Raw genomic sequence first — 26,645 nt, 5'->3', positions numbered from 1 at the left:
AGAAAAAGCCGCCGATGATAGAAAGTGAGGAGGCATCTGGATGAAAAAAGCATGGATTCTCGTCATATCATTCGGCATTGCGCTTGCGCTGTTTTTATACGCAAACACAAAGGTGAAAGCGGAAAGCGCGGCGCCCGGAAAGCAAAGCCATGTGTCCGGATTTCAGCTGAGACTTTCGAATGACCGGGAAGGACAATAGACGGCAAAAATTAGTATTGACTTTGAAAATAGAAGACTGTATATTATGTTACTATATTCAGAAAATAAAAACTCAAGAGATTCATTTAACATAAAACACTGTGAACGGGAGCAGTAAAAGAATCCAATCAGAAAAAGAGAGCCGCGGGTTGGTGCAACGCGGACTGATTGTTCTTTGAACTCGCCCGGAAGTGGCAGGGCGGAACGGAATTATCGGAATATTCCCTATGTCCTAACGGCTGACCTTCGTTAAAAGGTTTTTAAGCTGGATTCCGGATATTCGGGATCAACAAGAGTGGTACCGCGGCTGCCTGAGGCACGCCGTCTCTTTTCTAAAAAGAGGCGGCGTGCTTTTTTATGTGATGAACACTTTTTGCGAGAGGGCGTGTGATAGATGGAAAAGGACAAGCAAACGTTAAAACGGACGATGTCGTCCAGACACATTATGATGATGGCGCTTGGAGGCGCAATCGGGGCCGGGCTCTTTAAAGGCAGCAGCACGGCGATTGATGAAGCGGGGCCGTCCGTGCTGCTGGCCTACCTCCTCGGCGGAATCATTCTGCTGTTTATTATGCAGGGGCTGGCCGAAATGGCTGTCAGAAACAAACATGCAAGGACGTTCCGTGATTTGGTTCAGCAGTCTCTCGGGTCGTACGCTGCATACTTTTTAGACTGGATCTATTGGAAAATGTGGGTGCTCAATATTGCCGCGGAGGCGGTCGTAGCCGCCATTTTCATTCAATATTGGCTGCCGGAATGTCCGATATGGATACTGGCTCTGATCATTTCCATTGTGGTGACGGTCGTAAACATGCTTTCTGTGAAACTGTTTGCCGAGACGGAGTACTGGCTCGCGCTCATTAAAATTACAGTGATTGTCATCTTTATTTTATGCGGGATTCTGCTATTATTTTTCTCATTCGGCAATCACACGGCGCCGGGGCTGTCTCATTTAACGGATCACGGAGGGTTTTTCCCGCATGGAGCGGGGGGTGTCATTACGGCGATGCTCGTCGTGATCTACTCATACGGCGGAACGGAAATCATCGGCGTCACGCTGGCGGAGACAAAAAACCCCGAAAAGGTGATCCCGAAAGCTGTCCGAAGCACGTTAACGCGGATTGTCGCTTTTTACTTGCTGCCGTTTTTCATCATCGTCAGCCTGATTCCTTGGAATCAAGTTAACAGCGTTCCCGAAAGCCCGTTTGTCATAGTATTTAAGATGATCGGAATTCCGGGTGCCGACCATATTATGAATGCCGTCATTCTTCTTGCGATTATCTCGTCTATGAACTCGGGACTGTACGGGTCATCCCGCGTCTTGTTTACGCAGGCTTCTGACGGCCGGCTGCCGAAAATCTTTTCAAAACTATCGAAGAAAAAGGTTCCCGTTTATGCGATTCTGACTTGTACGTCATTTTTATATGTAGGCGTCCTGATTTCTTTATTCGCAGGAAGCCAGACATTTAATTATTTGATGGGTTCCCTCGGCTATACCGTGCTGTTCATCTGGCTGATTATCGGATTCGCCCATTTGAAATCAAGAAAACATTCAACAGAACAGCCGGCTTATTACGTCAAATGGTTCCCGTATACGACATGGTTCGCGGTGCTTGCGCTTTTGGCCATCCTGATCGGCGTAATTGCCACGACATCCATCGTCATCACATGCATCACCGCGGCTATCTATCTGCTCATTACGGCTGCGTATCTCGTGAAAGGGAGACGTCAATAAATAAAAAAACTCTTGCCCCGCGGCAAGAGTTTTTTTAATGAACGGCCTTTTTTTCTGCGGCCAGAGCAGGTGTTTTCAGTTTTTTCGGTGTTATATTCACAAAACAAATGCTTGTGACGATCAGAAGCAGTCCGGCTAAAAGGCTGACGGTCAGCGGCTCATGCAGGAATATCGAGCTGACGACAATGGATATGAGCGGGATCAGGAAGGTGTAAGAGGCAACCTTGCTTGCTTCCCCTGAACCGACAAGCGTAAAAAAGGCGAGCCAGCCGAGCGCGATAACAAAAACTGAAATGAACAGAAGGCTGAGAATGAACGGAGCTTTCCATTGAATCGCTGAAAAGCTTTCTGAAAAATGGCCGGAGCTGACAAGCAGCACGCCGCCGATCAGAAGCTGAAGAGCGACCATCCAGATAGAGTCCGCCCGTCCGCCCGTTCTTTTCACATATACCGTGCCGAGCGCCCAGCTGACCGCGGAGCCTAAGGCCAAAAGAATGCCGGCGATGGAAATATGGCCTCCGAAACCGGCTGCGCTGATGACGGCGACACCGGCAAAGCCCAGAATAAGACCGGCTATTTTTAAAGGATACATCGATTCCCCGAGCCACAGCCAAGAAAAAACGCCCATTAACACCGGCTGGAAAAACACGATGGCTGAAAATAAGCCGGCAGGCAGGTAATTCAAGCCGACCGTTTGCAGGCCGTAAAATAAAGTAATATTTAAAATGGCAGAAATAAGATAGATCGGCCACGTTTCTTTAAAACGCAGCTTTTTAAAACGGGGCAGCGCCACCATTAATAATAGAAGTCCGCCGATCAGCGTGCGGATTCCGGCAAACAGAAGAGGCGGCGAATAGGCAAGCGCGGCTTTTGTCAGCGGCCAGTTAATTCCCCACACCGTGACTAGAAACGCCAGCATAAGAGCCGTCTGTATTTTCGAAAGCTGTTTCACGTCGTTCACTCCTTGTAGAACAATTCCATCATATGATACGGTAATCAGTAAGATAAATAAAATGAATCTTTTTTATAAGGAGCATAAGTAAAACGTTATGACGATTACACAACTGCGGGTTTTTGTTCAAATCGCTGAAACGGGAAGCTTTACAAAAGCGGGGCAGGCGCTGAATATGACGCAGCCCGCTGTCAGCCATGCCATCTCTGCGCTTGAGTCAGAGCTCGGCATCAAGCTGATCATCCGCGAGCGCCGCAACGGCGTAAGGCTCACGGACACGGGCGGAAAAATTCTCGTCCATATCAGAGAGGTGCTCAAAGGCATAGAAAAAGCCGAGCAGCTGGCGGCCGCGGAAAGAGGGCTTGAACAGGGAACGATTCACATCGGCACATTTCCGGCCGCTTCCGCTTATTTCATTCCAAAGCTGATCAGCGTGTTTAAAAAACGGTATCCGAAGCTTGAGTTGGTGCTTCATGAAGGAACGGTTAACGAAGTAAAGGAATGGCTCCGCTCCCGGGTAATAGATGTGGGTATCACTCTTTTTCCTACGGAAGACATGGAATATCTGCCGCTGAAAAAAGATAAAATGGCCGTCGTGCTTAGAAATGATCATCCGCTTTGCAGCTGTGAGTCAATCACTCTGAAAGATCTTGACCGCCAGCCGATGATCATCTGTGACGGAGGATACGAATCACCGTTTATTGATATGTTTAAGGAGGCAGGATCTGTGCTGACTGCCGCATTCACTGTTTACAACGTCAATACGTCCATCAGCATGATCAAAGAGGGGCTGGGAATTGCGATATTATCACAAATGTCTATGTCGGGAATATCGCTGCCGGAAAATGTCGTGACAAGAGAACTCAATCAGGCGGTGTACCGAGATGTTCTGCTTGCCGTTCCTTCTATAAAGGAGGCTTCATTGGCCGCAAAACTTTTTATTCAAATCGCGCAGGAACTCACAAAGAACGAATAAAAAAAGACCCTAATCATCATAGGGCCCTGAATCTTATCGGTTAATTTTAAAAGAGTTTGTCGTATTGACGAGTTTTGAACCGCTGAACGTGGCTTTGACACGATAATAACCTGTCTTGCATCCTTTTAAAGAGAATGACTTAGTCACCCTTACTGAGAAAGAAAAGGTTGTTTTTTTACAAGTCGTCCATTTCTTTCCGGACTTTCGCTGTAAGTATAGGTTTCCTTTAAAAGTTCGATCTGACGGATACGCTGTACTGAGAGTAAAATCGACACTTTTCGCTTTTTTCGTGTAGTAGGAGGCATCGGTAAATCCGCTTACATTTAAATGCTGCTGAGTGCCGGAGTAAAAGTCTGCGGCATATGCCTTATCGGTGTTTCCTGTAAAGAAGATTGCTGCCAGTAAAGCTGTTGTGAGTGCCATTAAGATTTTTTTACGCATATAGACTATGACTTCCTTCCTATTCAATATCATACATATCTTAACATTATTGGGTCTGTTCTTTCAACGATAGGTTTTCACTTTTATAGGATGAAAAGCTCATCATATCTGAATGTAATAGATTCATTCATAAAGAGTTCACTAGTGACGACCGCTGACTGATTGTTCGAAGATCATCGAATCAAATTGTTTAACTCACGGGAAAAGCTGTGGTAAGGTGTGTGGTAGAGACCTTGTTTAAGATCTGCTTACACTAAACCGCAAAGGAGAAAACGATGGCTGAACATACATTGAAAGATACTGCGTTTTCCGTATTGAATTTATCGCCGGTCGTACAGGGGGGAACGGTTGCTGAATCGTTCCGCAACAGCATGGATTTAGCGCGCCGCGCCGAGGAGTGGGGCTATAACCGCTATTGGCTGGCGGAGCATCATAATATAGAAGGAGTTGCCAGCTCGGCAACGTCAGTGCTGATCGGCCACATCGCCGGCGGCACAAAAAAAATCCGCGTCGGTTCTGGGGGTATTATGCTGCCGAATCATTCTTCACTTGTGATCGCGGAGCAATTCGGAACCCTTGAAACGTTATATCCGGGGCGGATTGACCTGGGGCTCGGACGCGCGCCGGGGACCGACCAATTAACGGCGAGAGCCTTACGAAGAAACATAAACAGCGGGGAAGATTTTCCGGAACAGCTTGAAGAATTGAGAAATTACTTCAAACCGACAGGCAATGTGCGCAATCAAGTCCGCGCCATTCCGGGCGAAGGGCTGGACGTGCCGATCTGGCTTCTGGGCTCAAGCGGCTTCAGCGCGCGTCTTGCGGGAGAGCTCGGGCTTCCGTTCGCCTTTGCGGCTCACTTCTCACCGAAAAACACCGTGCCCGCCCTTGAGCTGTACCGCAGCTCCTTCCGTCCGTCAGACGTACTGGATAACCCGTACGCGATGGTCGGCGTCACCGTCATTGCCGCCGATACGGATGAAAAGGCGGAGCATCTGGCAACATCGCATTATCAAAGATTTTTAGACCTCGTCCGCGGCACGCCGAACCAGCTGAAGCCTCCTGTTGAAGACATGGATCAAATCTGGTCGCCGTATGAAAAAGCGATGGTCAATGAACAGCTCAGTTCAACGATCGTCGGCGGACCGGAGCGTGTGAAGGAAAAGCTGGAAAGCTTCATTCGGACAACACAGGCGGATGAAATCATGGTGAATTCAGAAAGCTTTGAGCATGCCGACAGAATGAGATCATTTGAAATCATCGCCGAATTAAAAAACAGCTGAGCAAAAAAAGCAATGTGCCGCGCACATTGCTTTTTTTATTCGCCGATCCGCTTGACTGAATTCCGGATGACGAGTTCCGGTTCATACACGACGTCGTCCTTCTTCGGTTTTTTATGTTCTAAGCAGTCGATGACGTATTTTGCCGCCGCTTTCCCCATAATGGATTTCGGATGCTTGACAGAGGTGAGCTTCACCTCGGAAATCTGGGCGAAATGTGAATCGTCATAGCCCATGACCGATACGTCATCAGGTACCTTTAACCCGAATTCCCTGAGAAGATTAATCGTCTTCAGCGCAATTTCGTCATTGTAGCAAAGAATGGCCGTCGGATGTGATCCGCTGTTTTGCTCAAGGGTATGCTTAATTTTTTGGAGAAGCACGGTTTCTTTTTCCTCAGTCGTATAAGTCACGATCATGTCCGGAGACGGAAAAATCCCGCGCTCCCGATGCGCCTGCAGATAGCCGTTCATCCGTTTGACGCCCTGCGTGTCATCCGCTTTAAAGATTCCCATAATGTGCGTGTGGCCGAGGGACATGACGTATTCGCAAGCCATCATGCCGCCTTTGACATCATTGACGGAAAAGCTTGGTGCGGCCAGCTCCGCATAAGAGGCGTTAATCATGGCAAACGGAATGCCGTTTTTCTCCAGATTGAGATAGTAGCCGATGTTGGGCGTCTGCAGCGCGCTTTTCGTAGGCTCGACAATCAGCCCGTCTATATTTTTGGACAGCAGGTTTTCAAGACCGCGCCGTTCACTTTCTGTATTGTTGTTGGTGCTCGTCAGCAGCATGGAATAGCCCTGTTCGCTTAAATAAGATTCGATTCCCCTGATGATGCTCGGAAAAATATAGTCTGATATGTACGTTGTAATGACGCCGATCGTTTTGTTTGAATGCATGGCTGATTTCGCCGTGCGTGAAGCGACAAAGGTGCCTCCGCCCTGAACGCTGTACAGCAGCCCCTGCGAGACCAAATCTCCGATCGCCTTTCTGATGGTATGGCGGCTGACGCCGAACTGCTGCATCAGCTCATTTTCCGTAGGCAGCTTTTCGTCCGGCTGTATTTTTCCTTGATTCAGCCATGAACAAATTTCTTCTTTTACTTGAGCATATTTCGGTAGCATATCAATTCCTCCAAAATGTATACGGACAAATTCCAGTATAACATAGTAAGCCCTTTCATCAAGCTGTAAAAATAATTGACAGATTATGAAAAACTGCTTATTCTTTATTTGTACGTACTAATTTTCCTTATTTTTAGATAAAATTCTTCATAAGTACGTACAAATGTGGCGGTTCTGAAGAAAACAAAGCAACATCAAGCGCCGCACTCAGATTTGTAAGCGTTTTTATTCTATTATTCGCGGGAGGGTAAAATTCATGAAGAATCACCCGGCACCAATTGGCTCAAATGTACCTGTCACTCGGCAGCACTCCAAGTGGTTTGTCATTCTCATCTCATGCGCGGCCGGACTGGGAGGGCTTTTGTACGGTTATGACACGGCGGTGATTTCCGGCGCCATCGGTTTCCTGAAAGATTTGTACCGCTTAAGTCCTTTTATGGAAGGGCTCGTGATTTCGAGCATTATGATCGGCGGTGTTTTCGGCGTCGGGATTTCCGGATTTTTGAGTGACCGTTTCGGACGGAGAAAGATTTTGATGGCAGCGGCGCTGTTGTTTGCGGTGTCAGCGGTTGTCTCTGCGCTTTCTCAAAGTGTGTCTTCCTTAGTGATCGCCAGAGTCATCGGCGGTCTGGGAATCGGCATGGGCTCCTCGCTTTCTGTCACGTATATTACCGAAGCCGCTCCGCCGGCCATACGCGGCAGTCTGTCTTCACTGTATCAGCTGTTTACGATATTAGGGATATCCGGCACTTATTTTATTAACCTCGCCGTCCAGCAGTCCGACTCGTATGAATGGGGAGTGCACACCGGCTGGCGGTGGATGCTCGCTTACGGCATGATTCCGTCCGTCATCTTTTTTATCGTGCTGCTTATCGTGCCGGAAAGTCCGCGCTGGCTTGCGAAAGCGGGGCGCCGAAATGAAGCCCTCGCCGTGCTGACGCGCATTAACGGCGAGCAGACCGCGAAAGAAGAAATCAAACAAATCGAAACGTCTTTACAATTAGAAAAAATGGGTTCATTGTCTCAGCTGTTTAAGCCGGGGCTGAGAAAAGCGCTTGTGATCGGGATTCTGCTGGCTTTATTCAATCAGGTCATCGGCATGAACGCAATTACGTATTACGGGCCGGAAATTTTCAAAATGATGGGCTTCGGACAGAATGCGGGGTTTATCACGACATGCATCGTCGGTGTCGTTGAAGTGATTTTCACCATTATCGCGGTTCTTTTAGTCGATAAGGTGGGCCGGAAAAAGCTGATGGGGGTCGGATCTGCCTTTATGGCGCTGTTCATGATCTTAATCGGGGCATCCTTTTATTTTCAGCTGGCGAGCGGTCCGGCTTTAGTCGTCATCATATTGGGATTCGTCGCCGCTTTCTGCGTATCAGTCGGGCCGATTACGTGGATCATGATTTCGGAAATCTTTCCGAACCACCTCCGCGCACGCGCCGCCGGTATTGCGACGATATTCTTATGGGGGGCCAACTGGGCGATCGGCCAGTTCGTGCCGATGATGATCAGCGGGTTGGGGCTCGCGTACACCTTCTGGATATTCGCCGTCATTAATATTCTCTGTTTCTTGTTTGTCGTGACGATCTGCCCTGAGACGAAAAATAAATCATTAGAAGAAATAGAAAAACTCTGGATAAAATGAAAGCGTTTTACGACAAAAGTCCGCTCCGGCGGGCTTTTGTCTGTCACCTTCATTCCGTTTCTGTATATAATGACTGTATCAAGGAGATACTGGAAAATCCTGCGAAGAATGTCGAGGAATTGACCTTTAACAGTTGAATTAACAATGTCATCCTGTTAAAATAATTAAAGAAAGCAGACATAATTTTTTTTGGCTATGATGGGACGTTTTTTGTCATAGCGGGACATTTTCTGTCCAGTATGAATAGGAAGGAACGTTTGAGTCATGAACCAGTTAATACAAGCTCAAAAAAAATTATTGCCTGATCTTTTGCTTGTGATGCAGAAAAGATTTGAAATCTTGCAGTATATCAGGCTTACCGAACCGATCGGCCGCAGAAGTCTTGCAGCCAGTCTCGGATTGACCGAGCGCGTTCTCAGAAGCGAGGTTCAGTTTTTGAAAGAACAGAATCTCATCGATATTAAAACAAACGGCATGACAATGACGGAAGAGGGCTATTCACTGCTTTCGATTCTGGAAGATACGATGAAGGATGTTTTAGGGTTGACGCTTTTGGAAAAGACATTAAAAGAGCGGCTTAATCTGAAAGACGCCATTATCGTTTCCGGTGACAGCGATCAATCTCCTTGGGTCAAAAAAGAATTAGGGAGAGCGGCCGTTGCATGTATGAAAAAGAGATTTTCAGGCAAAAATATCGTCGCTGTAACCGGCGGTACGACAATTGAAGCCGTCGCCGATATGATGACGCCGGATTCAAAAAACCGCGAGCTCCTGTTTGTGCCCGCAAGAGGCGGTTTAGGCGAAGATGTGAAAAACCAGGCGAACACCATATGCGCGCATATGGCGGAAAAGGCTTCAGGCACTTATCGGCTTTTGTTCGTTCCCGGACAGCTGTCACAAGGCGCCTACTCATCTATTATTGAAGAACCTTCCGTAAAAGAGGTGCTTCACACGATTAAATCAGCGAGTATGCTCGTTCACGGAATCGGCGAAGCTAGAACAATGGCGGAGCGAAGAAACACGCCTTTGGAAGATTTGAAGAAAATAGATGACAATCATGCGGTGACAGAGGCATTCGGCTACTACTTTAATGCGGACGGAGAAGTCGTTCACAAGGTGCATTCAGTCGGAATGCAGCTTGATGACCTCGATGCCATTCCCGACATTATCGCGGTAGCGGGCGGATCATCAAAAGCAGAAGCAATCGAAGCTTATTTTAAAAAGCAGCGAAACACGGTTCTCGTCACGGACGAAGGAGCCGCAAAGAAGTTATTAAGGGATAACAGTCCCTCAATATAAATATCTCTCACTTATTTAAAGGAGGAAATAATCATGGCAGTAAAAGTCGGTATTAACGGTTTTGGTCGTATTGGACGTAACGTATTCCGCGCAGCATTAAACAATCCTGAAGTTGAGGTAGTAGCGGTTAACGATTTAACAGACGCTAACATGCTTGCTCATCTTTTACAATATGATTCCGTACACGGAAAATTAGATGCAGAAGTTAAAGTTGACGGCAGCAACCTTGTTGTTAACGGCAAAACAATCGAAGTTTCTGCTGAGCGCGATCCTGCGAAACTCAGCTGGGGCAAACAAGGCGTTGAAATCGTAGTTGAATCTACTGGTTTCTTCACAAAACGCGCAGACGCTGCGAAACATTTAGAAGCAGGCGCGAAAAAAGTTATCATCTCTGCACCTGCTAACGAAGAAGATATCACAATCGTTATGGGTGTTAACGAAGACAAATACGATGCGGCTAACCACGATGTTATCTCTAACGCATCTTGCACAACAAACTGCCTTGCGCCGTTTGCAAAAGTACTTAACGACAAATTCGGCATCAAACGCGGTATGATGACAACTGTTCACTCTTACACAAACGATCAGCAAATTCTTGATCTTCCGCACAAAGACTACCGTCGTGCGCGTGCAGCAGCTGAAAACATCATTCCTACATCAACTGGTGCTGCTAAAGCAGTTTCCCTTGTTCTTCCTGAACTGAAAGGCAAACTGAACGGCGGAGCTATGCGTGTGCCGACTCCAAACGTTTCTCTTGTTGACCTAGTTGCTGAACTGAACAAAGACGTAACGGCTGAAGATGTAAACGCAGCTCTTAAAGAAGCGGCTGAAGGCGATCTTAAAGGAATCCTTGGCTACAGCGAAGAGCCATTAGTATCCGGAGACTACAACGGCAATGCTAACTCTTCTACAATCGATGCTCTTTCTACAATGGTTATGGAAGGCAGCATGGTAAAAGTAATCTCTTGGTACGATAACGAAAGCGGCTACTCTAACCGCGTTGTTGACCTTGCAGCTTACATCGCAAAACAAGGTCTTTAATTCATAGCTCCCGGAAAGGGCCGGACTTGGTTCTTTCGGACAGAAACGCTATAATGAAAGCGGACAAGGGAAGGGGACGGACTCCCTTTCCCTTTTTCCATGAGAACCGGCTTTCAGAAAGCGCCGGATTGCTGCAGAACGTCCGCGTTTTGAAGTTTCCGCGGCACTTTCGTTTTCTGAGCCGCCTGCCCTGGCTCAGAAGACGATCTGCCCCGTGCCCGGAAGCTGCAATCTGCCCCGCGGCGGAAGCATCATGAGGCGGTTTCACGTTTCACGTTTTTCGTGCTATGCAAACCATTTTGAAGGAGGATCTCCTAAGGCATGAATAAAAAAACAGTAAAAGACATCGACGTAAAAGGCAAAGTCGTATTCTGCCGCGTTGACTTTAACGTTCCAATGAAAGACGGGGAAGTAACAGACGATACTCGTATCCGCGCTGCGCTTCCAACAATCAAACACCTTGCAGACCAGGGCGCGAAAGTCCTTCTTGCGAGCCACTTAGGCCGCCCGAAAGGCGAAGTGGTTGAGGAGCTTCGTTTAACTCCTGTCGCTGCACGCTTAGGCGAACTGCTCGGCAAAGAAGTGAAAAAAGCGGATGAAGCTTACGGCGATGCTGTAAAAGCACAAATTTCTGATATGAAGGACGGAGACGTTCTTGTATTGGAAAACGTACGTTTCTACCCTGGCGAAGAGAAAAATGATCCTGAGCTTGCTAAAGCATTTGCTGAGCTTGCGGATGTATATGTCAATGACGCATTCGGTGCTGCCCACCGTGCTCACGCATCTACAGCCGAAATTGCCGAGCATCTGCCGGCGGTTGCAGGATTCCTGATGGAAAAAGAGCTTGACGTTCTCGGCAAAGCCGTGACAAATCCTGAGCGCCCGTTTACGGCAATCATCGGCGGCGCGAAAGTAAAAGACAAAATCGGCGTAATCGAAAGTCTGCTTGATAAAGTGGACAACTTGATCATCGGCGGAGGTCTTGCTTACACATTCGTAAAAGCGCTTGGCTATGAAGTCGGTAAATCTTTGCTTGAAGAAGATAAAATTGAACTTGCAAAATCATTCATGGACCGCGCGAAAGAAAAAGGCGTTAAATTCTATATGCCGGAAGACGTTCTCGTTGCTGATGATTTCTCTAACGATGCAAACGTCCAAATCGTGCCGATCTCTGAGATCCCAAGTGATTTAGAAGCGATCGACATCGGAACGAAAACCCGCGAAACGTACGCTGAAGTTATCAAAAACAGCAAACTTGTCGTATGGAACGGACCGATGGGCGTATTCGAAATCGACTTGTTCGCTCAAGGCACAAAAGCAGTGGCTGAAGCATTGGCAGAGGCAAACGATACATACTCTGTCATCGGCGGAGGAGACTCTGCGGCAGCCGTTGAAAAATTCGGCCTTGCTGACAAAATGAGCCATATCTCAACAGGCGGCGGCGCATCCCTTGAATTCATGGAAGGCAAAGAGCTTCCAGGTGTAGCTGCGCTGAACGATAAATAAAAACTGCTATAAGGAAGTGGAACAGATGAGAAAACCAATTATAGCCGGTAACTGGAAAATGAACAAAACACTCGGCGAGGCTGTCAGCTTCGTTGAAGAAGTGAAATCTTCCATTCCAGCAGCAGACAAAGCGGAAGCCGTTGTTTGCGCACCAGCTCTTTTCTTAGAAAAGCTGACTTCTGCTGTTAAAGGAACTGACCTGAAAGTCGGCGCCCAAAACATGCATTTTGAAGAAAACGGTGCGTTCACAGGTGAAATAAGCCCGGTCGCTCTGAAAGACCTTGGCGTGGATTACTGCGTCATCGGCCACTCTGAGCGCCGTGAAATGTTCGCTGAAACTGATGAAACAGTTAACAAAAAAGCGCATGCCGCTTTCAAACACGGCATTGTGCCGATCATTTGCGTAGGTGAAACGCTTGAAGAGCGCGAAGCCGGAAAAACAAATGATCTTGTTGCCGATCAAGTGAAAAAAGGTCTTGCGGGTCTTTCTGAAGAGCAAGTTGCCGCTTCCGTTATTGCGTACGAGCCAATCTGGGCAATCGGAACAGGCAAATCTTCTACAGCGAAAGATGCTAACGACGTCTGCGCGCATATTCGTAAAGTCGTTGCTGAAAGCTTCAGCCAGGAAACTGCTGACAAGCTCCGCATTCAATACGGCGGCAGCGTAAAACCTGCAAATATTAAAGAATATATGGCAGAGTCCGATATTGACGGTGCTTTGGTCGGCGGCGCAAGCCTTGAACCGCAGTCATTCGTTCAATTATTGGAGGAAGGTCAATATGAGTAAAAAACCAGCTGCACTCATCATTCTTGATGGGTTCGGATTACGCAATGAAACAGTCGGAAACGCAGTCGCACAAGCGAAAAAACCGAATTTCGACCGTTATTGGAACCAATACCCTCATCAGACGCTGACGGCATCAGGCGAAGCAGTCGGACTGCCTGAAGGACAGATGGGGAACTCTGAAGTCGGTCATTTGAATATCGGCGCAGGACGTATTGTGTACCAAAGCTTAACACGCGTGAACGTTGCCATCCGCGAAGGCGAATTCGAACGCAATCAAACGTTCCTTGACGCCATCAAAAACGCGAAAGACAACGACAAAGCGCTTCACCTGTTCGGCCTTCTTTCTGACGGAGGCGTACACAGTCATATCAATCATTTATTCGCGCTGCTGAAGCTTGCGAAAAGTGAAGGACTGACGAAGGTGTATATTCACGGTTTCCTCGACGGCCGCGATGTAGGTCCGCAAACAGCGAAAACTTACATTCAGCAGCTGAATGAGCAGATCGAAGAAATCGGTGTCGGTGAAATCGCCAGCATTTCCGGACGCTACTACTCCATGGACCGCGACAAACGCTGGGACCGTGTGGAAAAAGCGTACCGCGCAATGGCTTACGGCGAAGGCCCGTCTTACCGCAGCGCGATGGATGTCGTCGACGATTCATATGCGAACGGCATTCATGATGAATTCGTCATTCCGTCCGTCATCACAAAAGAAAACGGTGAACCCGTTGCGAAAATTCATGACGGCGATTCTGTGATTTTCTATAATTTCAGACCAGACCGCGCCATCCAGATTTCAAACACGTTTACCAACAAAGATTTCCGCGATTTCGACCGCGGTGAAAATCATCCGAAAAACCTGTATTTCGTCTGCCTGACTCACTTCAGTGAATCTGTTGACGGATATGTGGCTTTTAAACCGGTAAACCTTGACAATACAGTCGGTGAAGTATTGGCACAGCACGGGTTAAAACAGCTTCGCATTGCAGAAACTGAAAAGTATCCGCACGTTACGTTCTTTATGAGCGGCGGCCGCGAAGAAGAATTCCCGGGCGAAGAGCGCATCCTCATTAACTCGCCGAAGGTCGCGACATATGACCTGAAGCCTGAAATGAGCGCGTATGAAGTGAAGGATGCTCTTGTAAAAGAAATCGCGGCTGACAAGCACGACGCGATCATCCTGAACTTTGCAAACCCTGACATGGTCGGCCACTCCGGAATGGTCGAACCGACGATTAAAGCAATTGAAGCAGTGGACGAATGCTTAGGCGAAGTGGTTGACGCCATCATCGCTAAAGGCGGACATGCCATCATTACCGCTGATCACGGTAATGCAGACATTCTGATTACAGAAACAGGCGAACCGCACACTGCCCATACGACAAACCCAGTCCCTGTCATTGTGACGAAAGAAGGCGTGACGCTGCGCGAAGGCGGAATCCTAGGCGACCTCGCACCAACGTTATTAGACCTTCTCGGTGTTGAAAAACCGAAAGAAATGACCGGAACATCTTTAATTCAAAAATAAGCGTAAATCAAAAGGAGAGACAAACTCATGCCATACATTGTTGATGTTTATGCACGCGAAGTCCTTGACTCCCGCGGCAACCCAACAGTTGAAGTTGAAGTATATACAGAAACAGGAGCTTTCGGCCGCGCATTAGTGCCAAGCGGAGCTTCTACAGGTGAATACGAAGCGGTTGAGCTTCGTGACGGCGACAAAGACCGTTACCTTGGAAAAGGCGTGTTAACTGCTGTTAACAACGTAAACGAAATCATTTCTCCAGAGCTTCTCGGCTTTGACGTAACTGAACAAAACGCAATCGATCAGCTTTTAATCGAGCTTGACGGAACTGAAAACAAAGGCAAACTCGGTGCGAACGCAATCCTTGGCGTATCTATGGCTTGTGCGCGCGCAGCTGCTGATTTCTTACAGATTCCTCTTTACCAATACCTTGGAGGATTCAACTCAAAAACGCTTCCTGTACCGATGATGAACATCGTAAACGGCGGAGAGCATGCTGACAACAACGTAGACATTCAAGAATTCATGATCATGCCTGTAGGCGCGCCTAACTTCCGTGAAGCGCTTCGCATGGGCGCTCAAATCTTCCACAGCCTGAAATCAGTTCTTTCTGCTAAAGGAATGAACACAGCTGTAGGTGACGAAGGCGGATTCGCTCCGAACCTTGGTTCTAACGAAGAAGCGCTTCAAACAATCGTTGAAGCGATCGAAAAAGCCGGCTTCAAACCTGGCGAAGAAGTGAAACTTGCGATGGATGCTGCATCTTCTGAGTTCTACAACAAAGAAGACGGCAAATACCATCTGTCTGGCGAAGGCGTTGTGAAAACATCTGCTGAAATGGTTGACTGGTACGAAGAAATGGTTTCTAAATACCCAATCATCTCTATCGAAGACGGACTTGACGAGAACGACTGGGAAGGCCACAAACTTCTTACAGAGCGTCTTGGCAAAAAAGTTCAGCTTGTCGGTGACGACCTTTTCGTTACAAACACGAAAAAGCTTGCTGAAGGTATCAAAAACGGCGTAGGCAACTCTATCCTGATCAAAGTAAACCAAATCGGTACATTGACTGAAACATTCGATGCGATCGAAATGGCGAAACGCGCGGGCTACACTGCCGTTATCTCTCACCGTTCAGGTGAAACTGAAGACAGCACAATCGCTGACATCGCTGTGGCAACTAATGCAGGACAAATCAAAACAGGTGCTCCGTCCCGTACGGACCGTGTTGCGAAATACAACCAGCTTCTTCGCATCGAAGATCAGTTGGCTGAAACTGCTCAATACCACGGTATCAACTCTTTCTATAACTTGAATAAGTAATGGAATGGACGACGGGAGATATTCTCCCGTCGTTTTTTTATGCTCCCGGGCTTTTCCCTCCTTTTTCATCATCTTCATTTGGTCAATAATATTCATTTTTCCCCTTTTTAAAGGAATCAGTGTTCTTCAATCGAAAGGGAAGAGGTGTTAATAAGAGGAGGGATTATGATGAAATTTTCATTTATGTCAGCCGCGGTGGCAGCAAGCGTCATATGGGGCGCGTCTGCCAGGCCGCTGTCCGAAACTCATGCTTATTCAGCCGTGACCGCGCCGGTTTTTGATGCTGATGAGGCATTGGACACGATGCATGATCTGAGTGAAACCATCGGACCGCGGGAAACCGGAACTGCGAAAGAAAAGGAAGCGGCTGAATACATATCGAATCGCCTGCGGGCTCAGGGCGCCAGTGTCAAAGTACAGTCATTTCCATTGAAAAAGTACTTTTCAGGTTCAGTCACAGCGGGAGATCATGAATTTCCGCTCCGCTCCGCTGATCAATCCGCTGTTGAAAAAGAGCTGAGAATTGAGGGAGGGATTTTTGACGGCGGCTGCGGATCACGCGATGACGTAACAGGAGCCAAAGGAAAGATTGCAGTGATACGCGAAGGAAAGATCCCCGTTTCTCAAAAGATCAAACATGCCGAACAAGCGGGAGCCAAAGCAGTCATTATTTATAATCAGACAACAAAACCGCTCGCCGTCCGTCCGCATACCGATAAAGGAATCACGATACCGGCGGCGGGTATGAAAAAAGAAGACGGTGAAGCATTGCTGAAGGAAAAGCAGGCAGTCATTCAATTTAAAAACTATAAAAACCGCACCTCACAAAATATTATAGGAACGCGCAAAGCGGCACAGGCCAACTCTTCTGATGCTGATATTATTTATGTCACAGCGCATTATGACAGCGTAAAAGGCGCACCCGGAGCGGATGATAACGCCTCAGGCACATCTGCCGTTCTGGAAATCAGCAAGCAACTCAAACACATACCGAAAGACAAAGAGATCCGCTTTATCCTGTTCGGTGCAGAAGAATTATGGTCTGCGGGTTCATCTTATTACGTCAGTACACTCACGAACAATGAAAGAAAGCACAGCCAAGCCAATTTTAATGCCGATATGATTGCGACTGACTGGGAAGAAGCGAGTCAAATGTGTGTCACGACTCCTGACGGCAAGGAAAACCCGAGCGTCCGGTATGCTGAAAAAGCCGCTGAAAAATCCCGGTTGGTCAAGCCAAATCTGATTCAGCTCGGTTACTCAGACCATGTCTCTTTTTATGAAGCGGGGATTCCGTCGGCTAACTGGATTTGGCTCAGCCCCGATACACAGGAGCCGGGGCCCTGGTATCACACCGAAAATGATAATATGAAACACATCAGCAAAGAACGATTAGAGAAAGCGGGATCACTCGTTTCCGCGGCTGTAACTGAGGCAGTGAAAGAATAAAAAAACAGGCTTCGGCCTGTTTTTTTATATTGTTTTCTGTATATTCTCTCAATTAAGGGAGATTTTCTCACTCGTTACCAGATATATACCATTTGACAGGATTTTATTTTACAAATAAAAGAAAAATAAATAGATAATACCTAATTTATAAAAGGATGTAAAACTCATTTATCAAATTTTAACTTTTGTTATAATTGCGATATCGATCGATATTTGTTTTAAATTGTAAAAAACAATACTCTTTTCTATCTATTAGGGGGCGAAAAATGAATACTGTCACAAAAGAAGCCAGCAACCTTGGTCAAAAACGGCTGTTACATCTGATTGAAACGAAGCAGGCGATTGTAGGCGTGTTAGGCATGGGATATGTGGGATTCCCTCTTGCGCTGGAATGCGTCGATAAAGGATACAATGTTATCGGATTCGACAAAAACAGTGAAAAGGTTTCCTTGTTAGCCGCCGGAAGCAGCCATATTCAAGATATAGAGGACGACAGACTGAACTCGGCTTTACAAACAAAACGCTTTCAAATCAGCGCCGACATGTCGCTCATCCAAAAATGCGACATCATTGTGATATGTGTGCCGACACCCCTGAACAAAAAAGACAAGATCCCCGATTTAACCTACATCGACAGTGCAGTTGACAGCATGATTGCTTATGGAAGGCAGCATCAGCTTTTAATTTTAGAAAGCACCACCTATCCCGGAACAACGAAAAAAAAGATTGCCGACAGAATGGCATCAAGCCGCGGCATGAAAATAGGAACAGACTTTTTTACGGCTTATTCTCCGGAAAGAATCGATCCGGGCAACAGGCAATATGAAGTTTCAGATATTCCTAAAGTAGTCGGCGGAACCACACAGACTTGCACAGAACTTGCCTCAGCGTTTTACAGCACCATTGTTACAAGCATTCACCCGGTCACCTCACCCGAAGTAGCTGAAACAGCTAAACTCCTAGAGAATACTTATCGTTATGTCAATATAGCTCTTATCAATGAAATGGCGCTTAATTGCCGTGAACTTGATATTGATATATGGGAAGTCATCTGCGCGGCGGACACGAAGCCGTTCGGCTTTCAAAAATTTATCCCGGGCCCCGGAGTCGGAGGCCATTGTATCCCGATTGATCCTTTTTACTTCAAATGGATCGCGAATGAAAAAGGGCTGCAGACAAAATTAATTGATCTCGCGGACGAAATCAATTCCAACATGCCGATTTCTGTCTCTGACTATGCTTTGAAACTGGCGGGCAAAGACAAATGCAGCATCTTAATAATAGGGGCCGCTTATAAAAAAAATACAAATGACCCGCGTGAATCCTCAGTGTTTACGATAATGGAAGAATTGATGGACAAGGGATGCGCGATTGATTATCATGATCCGTTTATCAGCGAGATCCGCTTGAATGACGGAAGCTGCAAACAATCTGTCCCTTTCACAAAAGAACAAATCAATCAGTACGACGTCATCATCATTCATACAGATCACGATGTCATCGACTACAGTATTTTGAAGGATGCCTCACCGATTATCTTTGACACAAGAAATGTATGCAAGGAAAAATCAGCCGACAATTGCAGAGTTGTCACTTTATAGGAGGGAACGGTCATTAGTAATCGATTTATCTCTTTTCACAGACCTGATATGACAAACGAAGAAATCGCAAGCGTAACCGAAACGATTCAATCGGGCTGGATTTCGAAAGGCCCGAAGGTAATCGATTTTGAAAAAAAGCTGGGAGAATGTATAGGAGCCGAACACGTCATCAGCTGTAATTCAGGCACCGCTGCATTACATATGGCTTTATTGGCGCTCGGTGTGGGAGAAGGCGATGAAGTCATCGTGCCGAGCTTCACGTTCTGTTCCAGTGTCAATGTCATCCTGCACGCCGGAGCCGTTCCGGTGTTTGCGGATATATGCGAGAAAAGTCTATGTGCCGATCCTGAAGATGTCAGGAAGAAAATAACGCCGCGCACAAAAGCGGTAATTGCGGTTCATTTTGCCGGCTATCCGGCTGATCTGGAAAACTTGCAATCCATTTGTAAAGAAAACGGATTGTATCTGATTGAAGACGCCGCTCATGCGCTCGGTACAAAATATAACGGAAGCATGATCGGCACTCACGGCGATGCCGTGTGCTTCAGCTTTTATGCCACCAAAAATATTACAACGGGGGAAGGCGGAGCCCTCGTCATGAAAGACGAACAGGCCGCAGAAAGAGCGAGGCTGTACGGCTGGCACGGCATCACAAAAAATGCCTGGAACCGGTACGGTGAAAAAGGCAGCTGGAGATACGACGTTTTACTGCCGGGCTTTAAATATAATATGACGGATATTCAGGCCGCGCTCGGTCTGGTTCAATTGAAACGCGTAAACGAAATTCAAGAAAAACGGGAACAGATCGCTCAATTTTATGTACGTGAACTGTCAGGCCAATCTGACAAAGCGGCGCTTCCGCTTTCTGACATTCCAAACGGCATAACGCACTCATGGCATTTATTTATTTTACGGATTCGAGAAAACGGCGATATGGACAGAGATCTGTTTATTGAGAAAATGAAAGAAAAACAAATCGGGCTGAGCGTGCACTTTATTCCCGTGCATTTGCATCCTTACTATAAAAAACATTTTCCTGCCGAGCTTCCGGTAACTGAACGTGTTTTCCGGGAGATCGTGTCACTGCCTCTTTACAGCCAGTTATCAGATGAGGATTGCAGCTATATTGTCAAGTCTATAAAAGAAGTTTTGACTATCAGCCAGGAGGTAGGATCATGAAACATATTGCGATTATCGGAGGGGCCGGTTTTATCGGAAGCGAACTGGCGGCATTATTACAGGATAAAGGTTATCACACCATCATTGCAGATCAAAAGAAGCCGGCTTTTGACACTGAATACCGCCAAACGGATATCCTTGACCGGACGTCCCTCCGCGAATCACTGCGGGGAGCGGATGCGGTTGTCCATTTGGCGGCAATGGTCGGAGTGGACAGCTGCCGAAGCAATGAAGAAGACGTCATACGGGTCAATTTTGAAGGAACAAAAAATGTCACTGAGGTATGCGGTGAATTGGGAATCAGCACACTTCTTTTCTCATCGAGTTCAGAAGTGTTCGGAGATTCACCGGATTTTCCTTATACCGAGACAAGCAGAAAGCTTCCGAAATCAGCTTACGGAAAAGCCAAACTGCAATCAGAGGAATATTTGAGAGAACAGGCTTCCGACGAACTTCATATTCGGGTCGTCCGGTACTTTAATGTATACGGGCCGAAACAGCGCGAGGATTTTGTCATCAACAAGTTTTTCAGCCTGGCCGAGAATGGCTCTGAGCTGCCTCTTTACGGGGACGGCGGACAAATACGCTGCTTCAGCTACATCAGTGATATCGTCACCGGAACTTATCTCGCTCTCATTCATGAAGGAGCCGTCTTTGAGGACTTCAATATCGGGAACGACCAGCCGATCACGATAAAAGAACTGGCTGAAAAAGTCAATGTGCTCTCAGGCAGAGAGAAGGATAACTATCTGTTTAAAAAGCTGGGCGAAGACGGCGTGAGAGGAAAAGACATCGAAATTTTTAAGCGGGCGCCGTCAATCGAGAAGGCGAAACGTTTGCTCGGTTACGCTCCGAAAGTAAGTCTGAATGAAGGCCTGGAGATCATAAAAGATGAAAGACAAAAGCACAAACTTTCACTTTCCTAAAAACCCAGAAGTGGTCAAATATCCCGTTTATCCCGGACAGTTTTCCGTCAGCGGCCGTCTGCGCGCAGTGAAACACTTGCTTACTGCCGGACAAAGCGGACTGACTGAAAAACTGGAAAAACGTTACGGAAAAGGGGTTGTGCTGACCTCCAGCGGCAGTGCGGCACTGGTGCTCGCATTAACTTATTCGGGGGCCGGGCCGGGGAAAGAAGTGATTTTCTCATCCTTCAGCTGCCCGAATGTCATTGATGCCGTGCTGCAATCCGGTGCGACGCCTGTGTTTGCACAGCTGGATGAGCATCTATCCTTATCTTTTGAGGATGTCAAAAAAAAAGTGACGAGGCAGACGTGTGCGGTTATCCTCACGCATGTATACGGCCGGAGAGAAAATACCGCTATCATTGACTGGGCGAAGGAAAACGGAATTGCTGTCATTGATGATGCCGCTCAAGCCATGTTTACAAAACAAGCGGATACATTTGCCGGCGGTTTGGGCGATTTCGGCATTTTAAGCTTCGGCCCCTCAAAGCCGCTTGCGAGTATCGGAGGCGGCGCGTTAATCGCGCCGAAAGAATGGCTGCGGCAAAAAGCAAATCTCCCGATGGAACAGCGCAGCCAAGTGGCAGCTGACTATCAAATCTATATAAGAAATCAAAGAATCCAGGCTGTAATGAAACGGAAACGGCATCATCCTATTTCATATATGTTTAGAAAAGCGGGCGCCATGCCTTCCATGAAAGCCACAAAGCTCGAAGCTCTGCCGGATAAACCGGCTGTTGTACCGGTGCTTCGCATGCATCCGGCAAGGGAAGCCATTATTGATGATCAGCTTTCACGTATGGATCAGCTTGTAACAGCTTCGCTCCGAAACTTAGAGACGGCGGGAGAAATCTTTGCAAAGGCGGAAGAAACAAACGGCATAAGAATGATCCAGCCCCAAGAAGGAGAACATCTGAATTATTTAACGGTTGTATTTCCCCGGGATGAAGAGCGGTACGGGTGTTCCGTTTATTTAGCCGAAAGAGGCATCCAAACATGCTGGAACTACCTTCCCCTCGGACGTATTCCGATTTATGAAACATACGCGGGGGAAGGCGGGGAAGACCCGCTTTGGAAGAGAGTTCTTTCCCTGCCGTTTAAACCTCCTCTTCAAAAGGAGCAAGTCAGATATATAGCCGAATCCGTTTTATCATATTGTGAGCAACAGAATAAGACTGAATAGTGGTGATAACTATGCAAAAAACAGCAGTATGCACGACCCGCCAGGCATGGGATCGGGCCGCTGACATGTATCAGGCGGGATTGTTTCAAAGCTATGATTGGGGAATCCTCATGGAAGAGCTTCCCGGCACGTCATTTCACCCTGTCAGACTGACAACGGACGGAGGACAGGTCATCTATCTTCCGCTTTTTGAACAGAAGGGCGTATTATCCGGCAATATGATCGGATACGGCGGCGTTATTTCAGATCGCCCCATCTCATTTGAATGGCTTCAAAGTGAAATCCAGGCCATATTCGGCCGGAACATATCCCGGATGCTGCTGCCGTACGGTCAGACTTCTTTTACAGAAGAAATCAGGGAAGGATGGACGGAAAAGGCAACGCGGATTCTTTCGCTTCCGGACACGTTTGACGAGCTTTGGACGGGCATTTCCGGAAAAGCCCGGACGGCAGTCAGATACGCTGAAAAAGAGAATATTGTCACCCGGCTGATCGGGCGAAAAGAACTTGGCGCGTTTTATGACCTCTACAAAGAGCATACAGCGTCAATCGGCGCAGCTTATGTGCTGAGCCAGGGCTTTTTCCAAAAGCTGCTTGACACGTTTGCGGACCGGATGTTTTGGATCGGAGCATATCAGGATGAGACGCTGATCAGCAGCAGTATTTTTCTCTATGACCGCTCTCATTTCTATTATTGGCAGAATGTAAACAGCCTGGCGGGAAAAAAAGCGCAGGCCTCTTACTTATTGATGCGTGACGCCCTGCAATTCGCCATTTGCCGCAAGCTTCAATGGGCTGATTTTGGCTATTCACACAGTAAAGAAATCGCGAGACCGAAACGATATTGGGGAGCTGAAGAAAAACAATGCCGACTTTTTACGAAACCGGAATGAAAACAATAAGCGGCCATCAATCCAGTTATCTGCCGTGGTACGGTTTTTTTGAAAAAATGTATAAGTCGGATCTGTTTGCCATTCATGACACAGCTCAATTTGAGAAAAAAGGATTTCTCAACCGCAACAGAATCAAAACGCCGCAAGGCCCCAGATGGCTGACAGTGCCTTTGCAGATGAAACAATATAAAGACATAGAGCTTCGGCATATGAAAATCGACCAGACACAGGATTGGCGGAAAAAACATTGGATGGCGATTAAAATGAACTATGCGAAAGCTCCCTATTTTGAGCGATACCAGCATTTTTTTCAAGGTGTCTATCAGCGGGAGTGGGAATATCTCCATGATTTGAATATGCACATCATTGAATTTTTCCGAAAAGAGCTCCGAATTGAAACGCCGCTCTGTTATGTCTCTGAGCTTGAATGCCGGAAGGAGAAAAAAAGCGATTTTGTTTTAGCGCTTTGTCAGGAGCTGGGGGCGGACCGTTATTATTCAGGCAGTCAGGGTTCCGACTATTTAATAGAAAGCGATTTTGAAAGAAACGGAATTGTCATTGAGTATCAGCAGATCCGACATTTTGGCTATCCTCAATTATTCGGGGAGCATATCCCTCACCTCTCCATGCTTGATATGCTGATGAACTGCGGAGCGGATACAGCTGAAATGTTAGTTAAAGGAGGGCAATATGATGAAAGTAATGGTATTTGCAGCGCATCCCGACGATGAAATTATCGGTGTCGGCGGCACGCTCGCCAAACATGTCCGCCAAGGTGACAGCGTGTCGGCGGTCATTATGGCGGAAGGCAAGTCATCAAGAAAAACGGATTACAAAAAGCCTGAAGAGTCCGTTATGCAGCATTCTAATCAAGAAACGGAGCAGGCGCTCAGCACTTTGGGCATCCATGATTTTGTCAGGCTGAACCTTCCTGATAACAGAATGGATTCAATGGATTTGCTGGATGTCGTGAAGGAAGCGGAGAAACAAATCAATCGTTTTCAGCCTGACATTGTGTATACCCAGTACGGCGGTGACATTAATATTGACCACTCCGTCGTATTCAGAGCGGTCATGACGGCAACCCGTCCGCTTCCCGGTCATACGGTAAAACGGGTTTTTGCCTATGAAACATTGTCTTCGACGGAATGGAATTACTGTCAGAAGGATCAGTTTCATGCCAATTTCTTCGTTAATATTGAAGACGAGCTTGAAACGAAATTGAAATCGATGGCGTGTTACGGCTCCGAGCTCAGAGACTTCCCTCATCCCCGCTCTTTGCAGGCGATCGAACATAATGCCTGTGTGTGGGGAGCAAAAGCGGGTTTTTCGGCTGCGGAAGCGTTTATGCTGGTGAGAGGAACATGGTGACTGTCCTATGATTGCTCAAATTCCGTTTTTCGGACTTGATCCGAAGCAAATCGATGAGAAATGGGTGGAAGCGGGATACGGTCTGGAAGCGAATATTTTTGACGGCCATTCCTTTGAGGAAGCGGATTATATCAAAACATTTAATCAGACGCTGGAATATGCGAAACAGCTTGATCCTTCATTATTGACGCTGCATTTCCCGACAGATCATGCCGATTATGTGCATGAAGATCACATCAAAAAACAGCTTTATCACTTTGCGGAGCTCGCTGTGAAATACGGCGCCAAAGGCATAACCGTTCATGCGAATCAATTTATGACGGTTGAGGAATTTCAAGTCTACGACCTGGAAGGAAACCGTAAAAAAATCGTTGAGTTTTTCGCGGAGTTTGATGAGCGGCTGAAAGGGACGGACATTTGGATCGGTGTGGAAAACCTTCCGATCATCGGGAATCTGGGAGAGGATTTTGATCCGATTTTCATTTATCCTGAGGATTTTACAGAGCTGGTGGAGCTGGATCTGAAGCATGTCGGTATTACGTGGGATCTGTGCCATTGGGCGATTACCTATCAGACTCACTTGTCTTCCGCCCTTATGTTCAGAAATGATCAGCTGAAATATCCCGATTTCTTTCAGTTTCTGTCGATAAAAGAGAGCATTAAGCATTATCACTTCAGCTCATTTCGCCAGCTTGCGTTCCCGCATGGCGGCGTCCGCTGTTTTGAGGGCCGCCATCCGAGTGAAGGGACAATCGCTGAGGAGCTGCTGAGACGTGCTGCAGATACTTTGCAGGAGCTTTATCGGACTCAAGATACCGGCATTGTATTTGAGGTGATGGAAGAGGATTATACGGAAAGACGGGAATCATGGAGAACGCTGGAATGGTTCGGCGGTGTTTCTGATGACGAGGATCAAAAAAGAGCCTGATATGACATATCGAACACCGAACTATGCAAAGCTTTGGTGTGCACAGGTGTTTTCTTCAGCAGCGGATGGGGTCTGGCTCATTGCTTTGCCGCTGTTAGTGTTAGAATTGACCGGCAGCAAAATTCTAGTCGGCGTTATTTCTTTTATCGAACTCGTGCCGTTGACATTTGGCGTGCTGGCGGGGCCGCTGATTGATTTATTCCGAAAAAAGTCGATCTTGTATTTGTGCAATACGGGCCGGGCCGCCATTATGATCCTCTTGGCGGTGCTCAGCGCGAACGATTTATTAACCGTGTGGATAGCCGGGGTGTGCGCCTTTTGTCTATCTCTGCAATCGATGCTGTTTGCGCCGGCGAAAGTCGCGATCATTCCGCTGCTCGTCCGCAAACAGCATCTTGATCAGGCGACATCTCTGATCAATACGAGTGACTTGATCGGACTCATCGTCGGAAAATTGATCAGCGGGATCATGATTGCGGCTATTCCGTTCGGGATGCTGTTTGCCCTAAACGGAACTGCTTTTTTGATCTCTGCGGCATTTATCGCGTTCATTCGTATTTCAGAACAGCCCAATGAAAAAAGCAACGGAACTGAAGATGTAAAAGCCGGTTACAGAATGCTGAAAGGAAATGCGGCATGGCTGACATCGGTCGGATACTTTTTCGTCGTAAATCTCGTCATTGCCGGCCTTATTTCAGTAATGGGGCCGATTCTTGCTGTGGAGCGTTTTCAGCAGAACTATTCTGTATGGTTTGCCGTCATGTATTCAATGTTTCAGGCGGGGATGCTTTTGGGCAATCTGGCCGTATTTTTCAAATGGAATACAAAACGCTTGAACCGGCTGTACCCGCGGACGTTAACGGCAGCGGGACTGCTCATTATGCTCCTGTTTTTTCCCCTTCATGGGTTTGAGTGCATCATCTTCCTGGTGCTTGGCATCATCATCTCGTATATTGATGTGCAAACGGTGCTGTATTTCCAAAAGACGGTTCCGGCCGCATATTTCGGAAGGGTCTTTGCACTGATTTTTTCCATTGTCAAAATGGGTGAACCGCTGTCGGCCGCTGTCTACACAGGGCTTCTGCTGTTGATGAATGCGGATTATATTTTCGCGGCGGTCGGACTGACCCTTACGATCGTTTTTGCTATTTTTTCAGTCAGACAAGGGAGTCAAAGAAATACAGAGAAACAAGCGGATCAATCCGTCTGAATGGTAAACGAAGGGGCGCCGATGT

The 26,645-nt window shown here is 47.2% G+C and carries 24 protein-coding genes and 1 other annotated feature; of the genes, 21 read left to right on the top strand and 3 right to left on the bottom strand.

Annotated elements, in window-relative coordinates:
* Positions 1-40 precede the first annotated feature (40 nt).
* Entirely contained in the window at positions 41-199 is a 159-nt protein-coding gene (locus tag NYE36_RS17430; RefSeq protein ID WP_186314438.1) for a hypothetical protein, read from the top strand.
* Between the two features lie 91 nt (positions 200-290).
* Positions 291-530, top strand: a binding site (T-box leader).
* A gap of 62 nt (positions 531-592) precedes the next feature.
* Positions 593-1,933 carry an amino acid permease gene (locus tag NYE36_RS17425; protein WP_007407366.1) on the top strand — a complete coding sequence of 447 codons (1,341 nt, stop codon included), beginning with the start codon at positions 593-595 and terminating at the stop codon, positions 1,931-1,933.
* A gap of 34 nt (positions 1,934-1,967) precedes the next feature.
* Here NYE36_RS17425 and NYE36_RS17420 read toward each other — a convergent pair whose 3' ends face one another.
* Positions 1,968-2,885: a DMT family transporter gene (locus NYE36_RS17420; RefSeq protein WP_003151595.1), complete on the bottom strand. Its 918-nt coding sequence runs from the start codon at positions 2,883-2,885 to the stop codon at positions 1,968-1,970.
* A gap of 97 nt (positions 2,886-2,982) precedes the next feature.
* On the opposite strand from NYE36_RS17420, the gene NYE36_RS17415 reads away from it, so the two are divergent.
* Positions 2,983-3,861 (top strand): LysR family transcriptional regulator, encoded by an 879-nt coding sequence (locus NYE36_RS17415; RefSeq protein WP_040238863.1) that lies wholly within the window; start codon positions 2,983-2,985, stop codon positions 3,859-3,861.
* Between the two features lie 33 nt (positions 3,862-3,894).
* On the opposite strand, the gene NYE36_RS17410 is transcribed toward NYE36_RS17415, so the two are convergent.
* A complete protein-coding gene (locus NYE36_RS17410) occupies positions 3,895-4,302 on the bottom strand; it encodes a hypothetical protein (protein WP_003151600.1) in 408 nt (135 codons plus the stop codon).
* Between the two features lie 275 nt (positions 4,303-4,577).
* Between NYE36_RS17410 and NYE36_RS17405 the strand changes: the two genes are divergently transcribed.
* Complete coding sequence (locus NYE36_RS17405; RefSeq protein ID WP_094032506.1) at positions 4,578-5,585, top strand: LLM class flavin-dependent oxidoreductase; 1,008 nt, start codon at positions 4,578-4,580, stop codon at positions 5,583-5,585.
* 35 nt (positions 5,586-5,620) lie between these two features.
* Here NYE36_RS17405 and NYE36_RS17400 read toward each other — a convergent pair whose 3' ends face one another.
* Entirely contained in the window at positions 5,621-6,709 is a 1,089-nt protein-coding gene (locus NYE36_RS17400; protein WP_007409953.1) for a GntR family transcriptional regulator, read from the bottom strand.
* 256 nt (positions 6,710-6,965) lie between these two features.
* Here NYE36_RS17400 and NYE36_RS17395 point away from each other — a divergent pair, with 256 nt between their 5' ends.
* The 17 genes from NYE36_RS17395 (at position 6,966) to NYE36_RS17315 (ending at position 26,620) form a co-directional block, all read left to right on the top strand.
* Positions 6,966-8,360 (top strand): sugar porter family MFS transporter, encoded by a 1,395-nt coding sequence (locus tag NYE36_RS17395; protein WP_047936220.1) that lies wholly within the window; start codon positions 6,966-6,968, stop codon positions 8,358-8,360.
* Between the two features lie 264 nt (positions 8,361-8,624).
* The gene (gene cggR / locus NYE36_RS17390) at positions 8,625-9,659 is read left to right on the top strand and encodes a gapA transcriptional regulator CggR (protein ID WP_003151607.1); all 1,035 of its coding nucleotides are present in this window, start codon (positions 8,625-8,627) and stop codon (positions 9,657-9,659) included.
* A gap of 33 nt (positions 9,660-9,692) precedes the next feature.
* A complete protein-coding gene (gene gap / locus NYE36_RS17385; protein WP_007409954.1) occupies positions 9,693-10,700 on the top strand; it encodes a type I glyceraldehyde-3-phosphate dehydrogenase in 1,008 nt (335 codons plus the stop codon).
* A 321-nt stretch (positions 10,701-11,021) separates the two neighbouring features.
* Complete coding sequence (locus NYE36_RS17380; RefSeq protein ID WP_342496864.1) at positions 11,022-12,206, top strand: phosphoglycerate kinase; 1,185 nt, start codon at positions 11,022-11,024, stop codon at positions 12,204-12,206.
* 25 nt (positions 12,207-12,231) lie between these two features.
* Positions 12,232-12,993, top strand: coding sequence for a triose-phosphate isomerase (gene tpiA, locus NYE36_RS17375; protein WP_003151618.1), 762 nt, complete (start codon positions 12,232-12,234; stop codon positions 12,991-12,993).
* The gene (gene gpmI, locus NYE36_RS17370; RefSeq protein ID WP_003151620.1) at positions 12,986-14,521 is read left to right on the top strand and encodes a 2,3-bisphosphoglycerate-independent phosphoglycerate mutase; all 1,536 of its coding nucleotides are present in this window, start codon (positions 12,986-12,988) and stop codon (positions 14,519-14,521) included. The genes tpiA and gpmI overlap by 8 nt, the downstream gene beginning before the upstream one ends.
* Positions 14,522-14,548: 27 nt before the next feature.
* Positions 14,549-15,841, top strand: a complete 1,293-nt coding sequence (eno, locus tag NYE36_RS17365) for a phosphopyruvate hydratase (protein WP_007409956.1) — start codon at positions 14,549-14,551, stop codon at positions 15,839-15,841.
* Between the two features lie 168 nt (positions 15,842-16,009).
* Positions 16,010-17,290: a M20/M25/M40 family metallo-hydrolase gene (locus NYE36_RS17360; RefSeq protein WP_094032504.1), complete on the top strand. Its 1,281-nt coding sequence runs from the start codon at positions 16,010-16,012 to the stop codon at positions 17,288-17,290.
* A gap of 266 nt (positions 17,291-17,556) precedes the next feature.
* Positions 17,557-18,891: a nucleotide sugar dehydrogenase gene (locus NYE36_RS17355; RefSeq protein ID WP_007409958.1), complete on the top strand. Its 1,335-nt coding sequence runs from the start codon at positions 17,557-17,559 to the stop codon at positions 18,889-18,891.
* A 48-nt stretch (positions 18,892-18,939) separates the two neighbouring features.
* A complete protein-coding gene (locus NYE36_RS17350; RefSeq protein ID WP_094032503.1) occupies positions 18,940-20,070 on the top strand; it encodes a DegT/DnrJ/EryC1/StrS family aminotransferase in 1,131 nt (376 codons plus the stop codon).
* Positions 20,067-20,996, top strand: coding sequence for an NAD(P)-dependent oxidoreductase (locus NYE36_RS17345; RefSeq protein ID WP_015418245.1), 930 nt, complete (start codon positions 20,067-20,069; stop codon positions 20,994-20,996). The genes NYE36_RS17350 and NYE36_RS17345 overlap by 4 nt, the downstream gene beginning before the upstream one ends.
* Positions 20,962-22,218 (top strand): aminotransferase class V-fold PLP-dependent enzyme, encoded by a 1,257-nt coding sequence (locus tag NYE36_RS17340; protein WP_327997504.1) that lies wholly within the window; start codon positions 20,962-20,964, stop codon positions 22,216-22,218. Before NYE36_RS17345 ends, NYE36_RS17340 begins: the two co-directional genes overlap by 35 nt.
* 11 nt (positions 22,219-22,229) lie before the next feature.
* Positions 22,230-23,111, top strand: a complete 882-nt coding sequence (locus NYE36_RS17335) for a GNAT family N-acetyltransferase (protein ID WP_032867000.1) — start codon at positions 22,230-22,232, stop codon at positions 23,109-23,111.
* Positions 23,084-23,842: a WbqC family protein gene (locus tag NYE36_RS17330; RefSeq protein WP_032866998.1), complete on the top strand. Its 759-nt coding sequence runs from the start codon at positions 23,084-23,086 to the stop codon at positions 23,840-23,842. The genes NYE36_RS17335 and NYE36_RS17330 overlap by 28 nt, the downstream gene beginning before the upstream one ends.
* The gene (locus NYE36_RS17325; RefSeq protein WP_047936216.1) at positions 23,805-24,482 is read left to right on the top strand and encodes a PIG-L family deacetylase; all 678 of its coding nucleotides are present in this window, start codon (positions 23,805-23,807) and stop codon (positions 24,480-24,482) included. The genes NYE36_RS17330 and NYE36_RS17325 overlap by 38 nt, the downstream gene beginning before the upstream one ends.
* Positions 24,483-24,489: 7 nt before the next feature.
* Positions 24,490-25,410: a TIM barrel protein gene (locus NYE36_RS17320; RefSeq protein WP_047936215.1), complete on the top strand. Its 921-nt coding sequence runs from the start codon at positions 24,490-24,492 to the stop codon at positions 25,408-25,410.
* Complete coding sequence (locus tag NYE36_RS17315) at positions 25,385-26,620, top strand: MFS transporter (protein WP_047936214.1); 1,236 nt, start codon at positions 25,385-25,387, stop codon at positions 26,618-26,620. Before NYE36_RS17320 ends, NYE36_RS17315 begins: the two co-directional genes overlap by 26 nt.
* Positions 26,621-26,645 lie beyond the last annotated feature (25 nt).

This window comes from Bacillus sp. FSL R5-0593 (assembly GCF_038603755.1).
GTDB classification, from domain to species: domain Bacteria; phylum Bacillota; class Bacilli; order Bacillales; family Bacillaceae; genus Bacillus; species Bacillus velezensis.
This window is presented reverse-complemented; position numbering and strand designations above follow the sequence as displayed.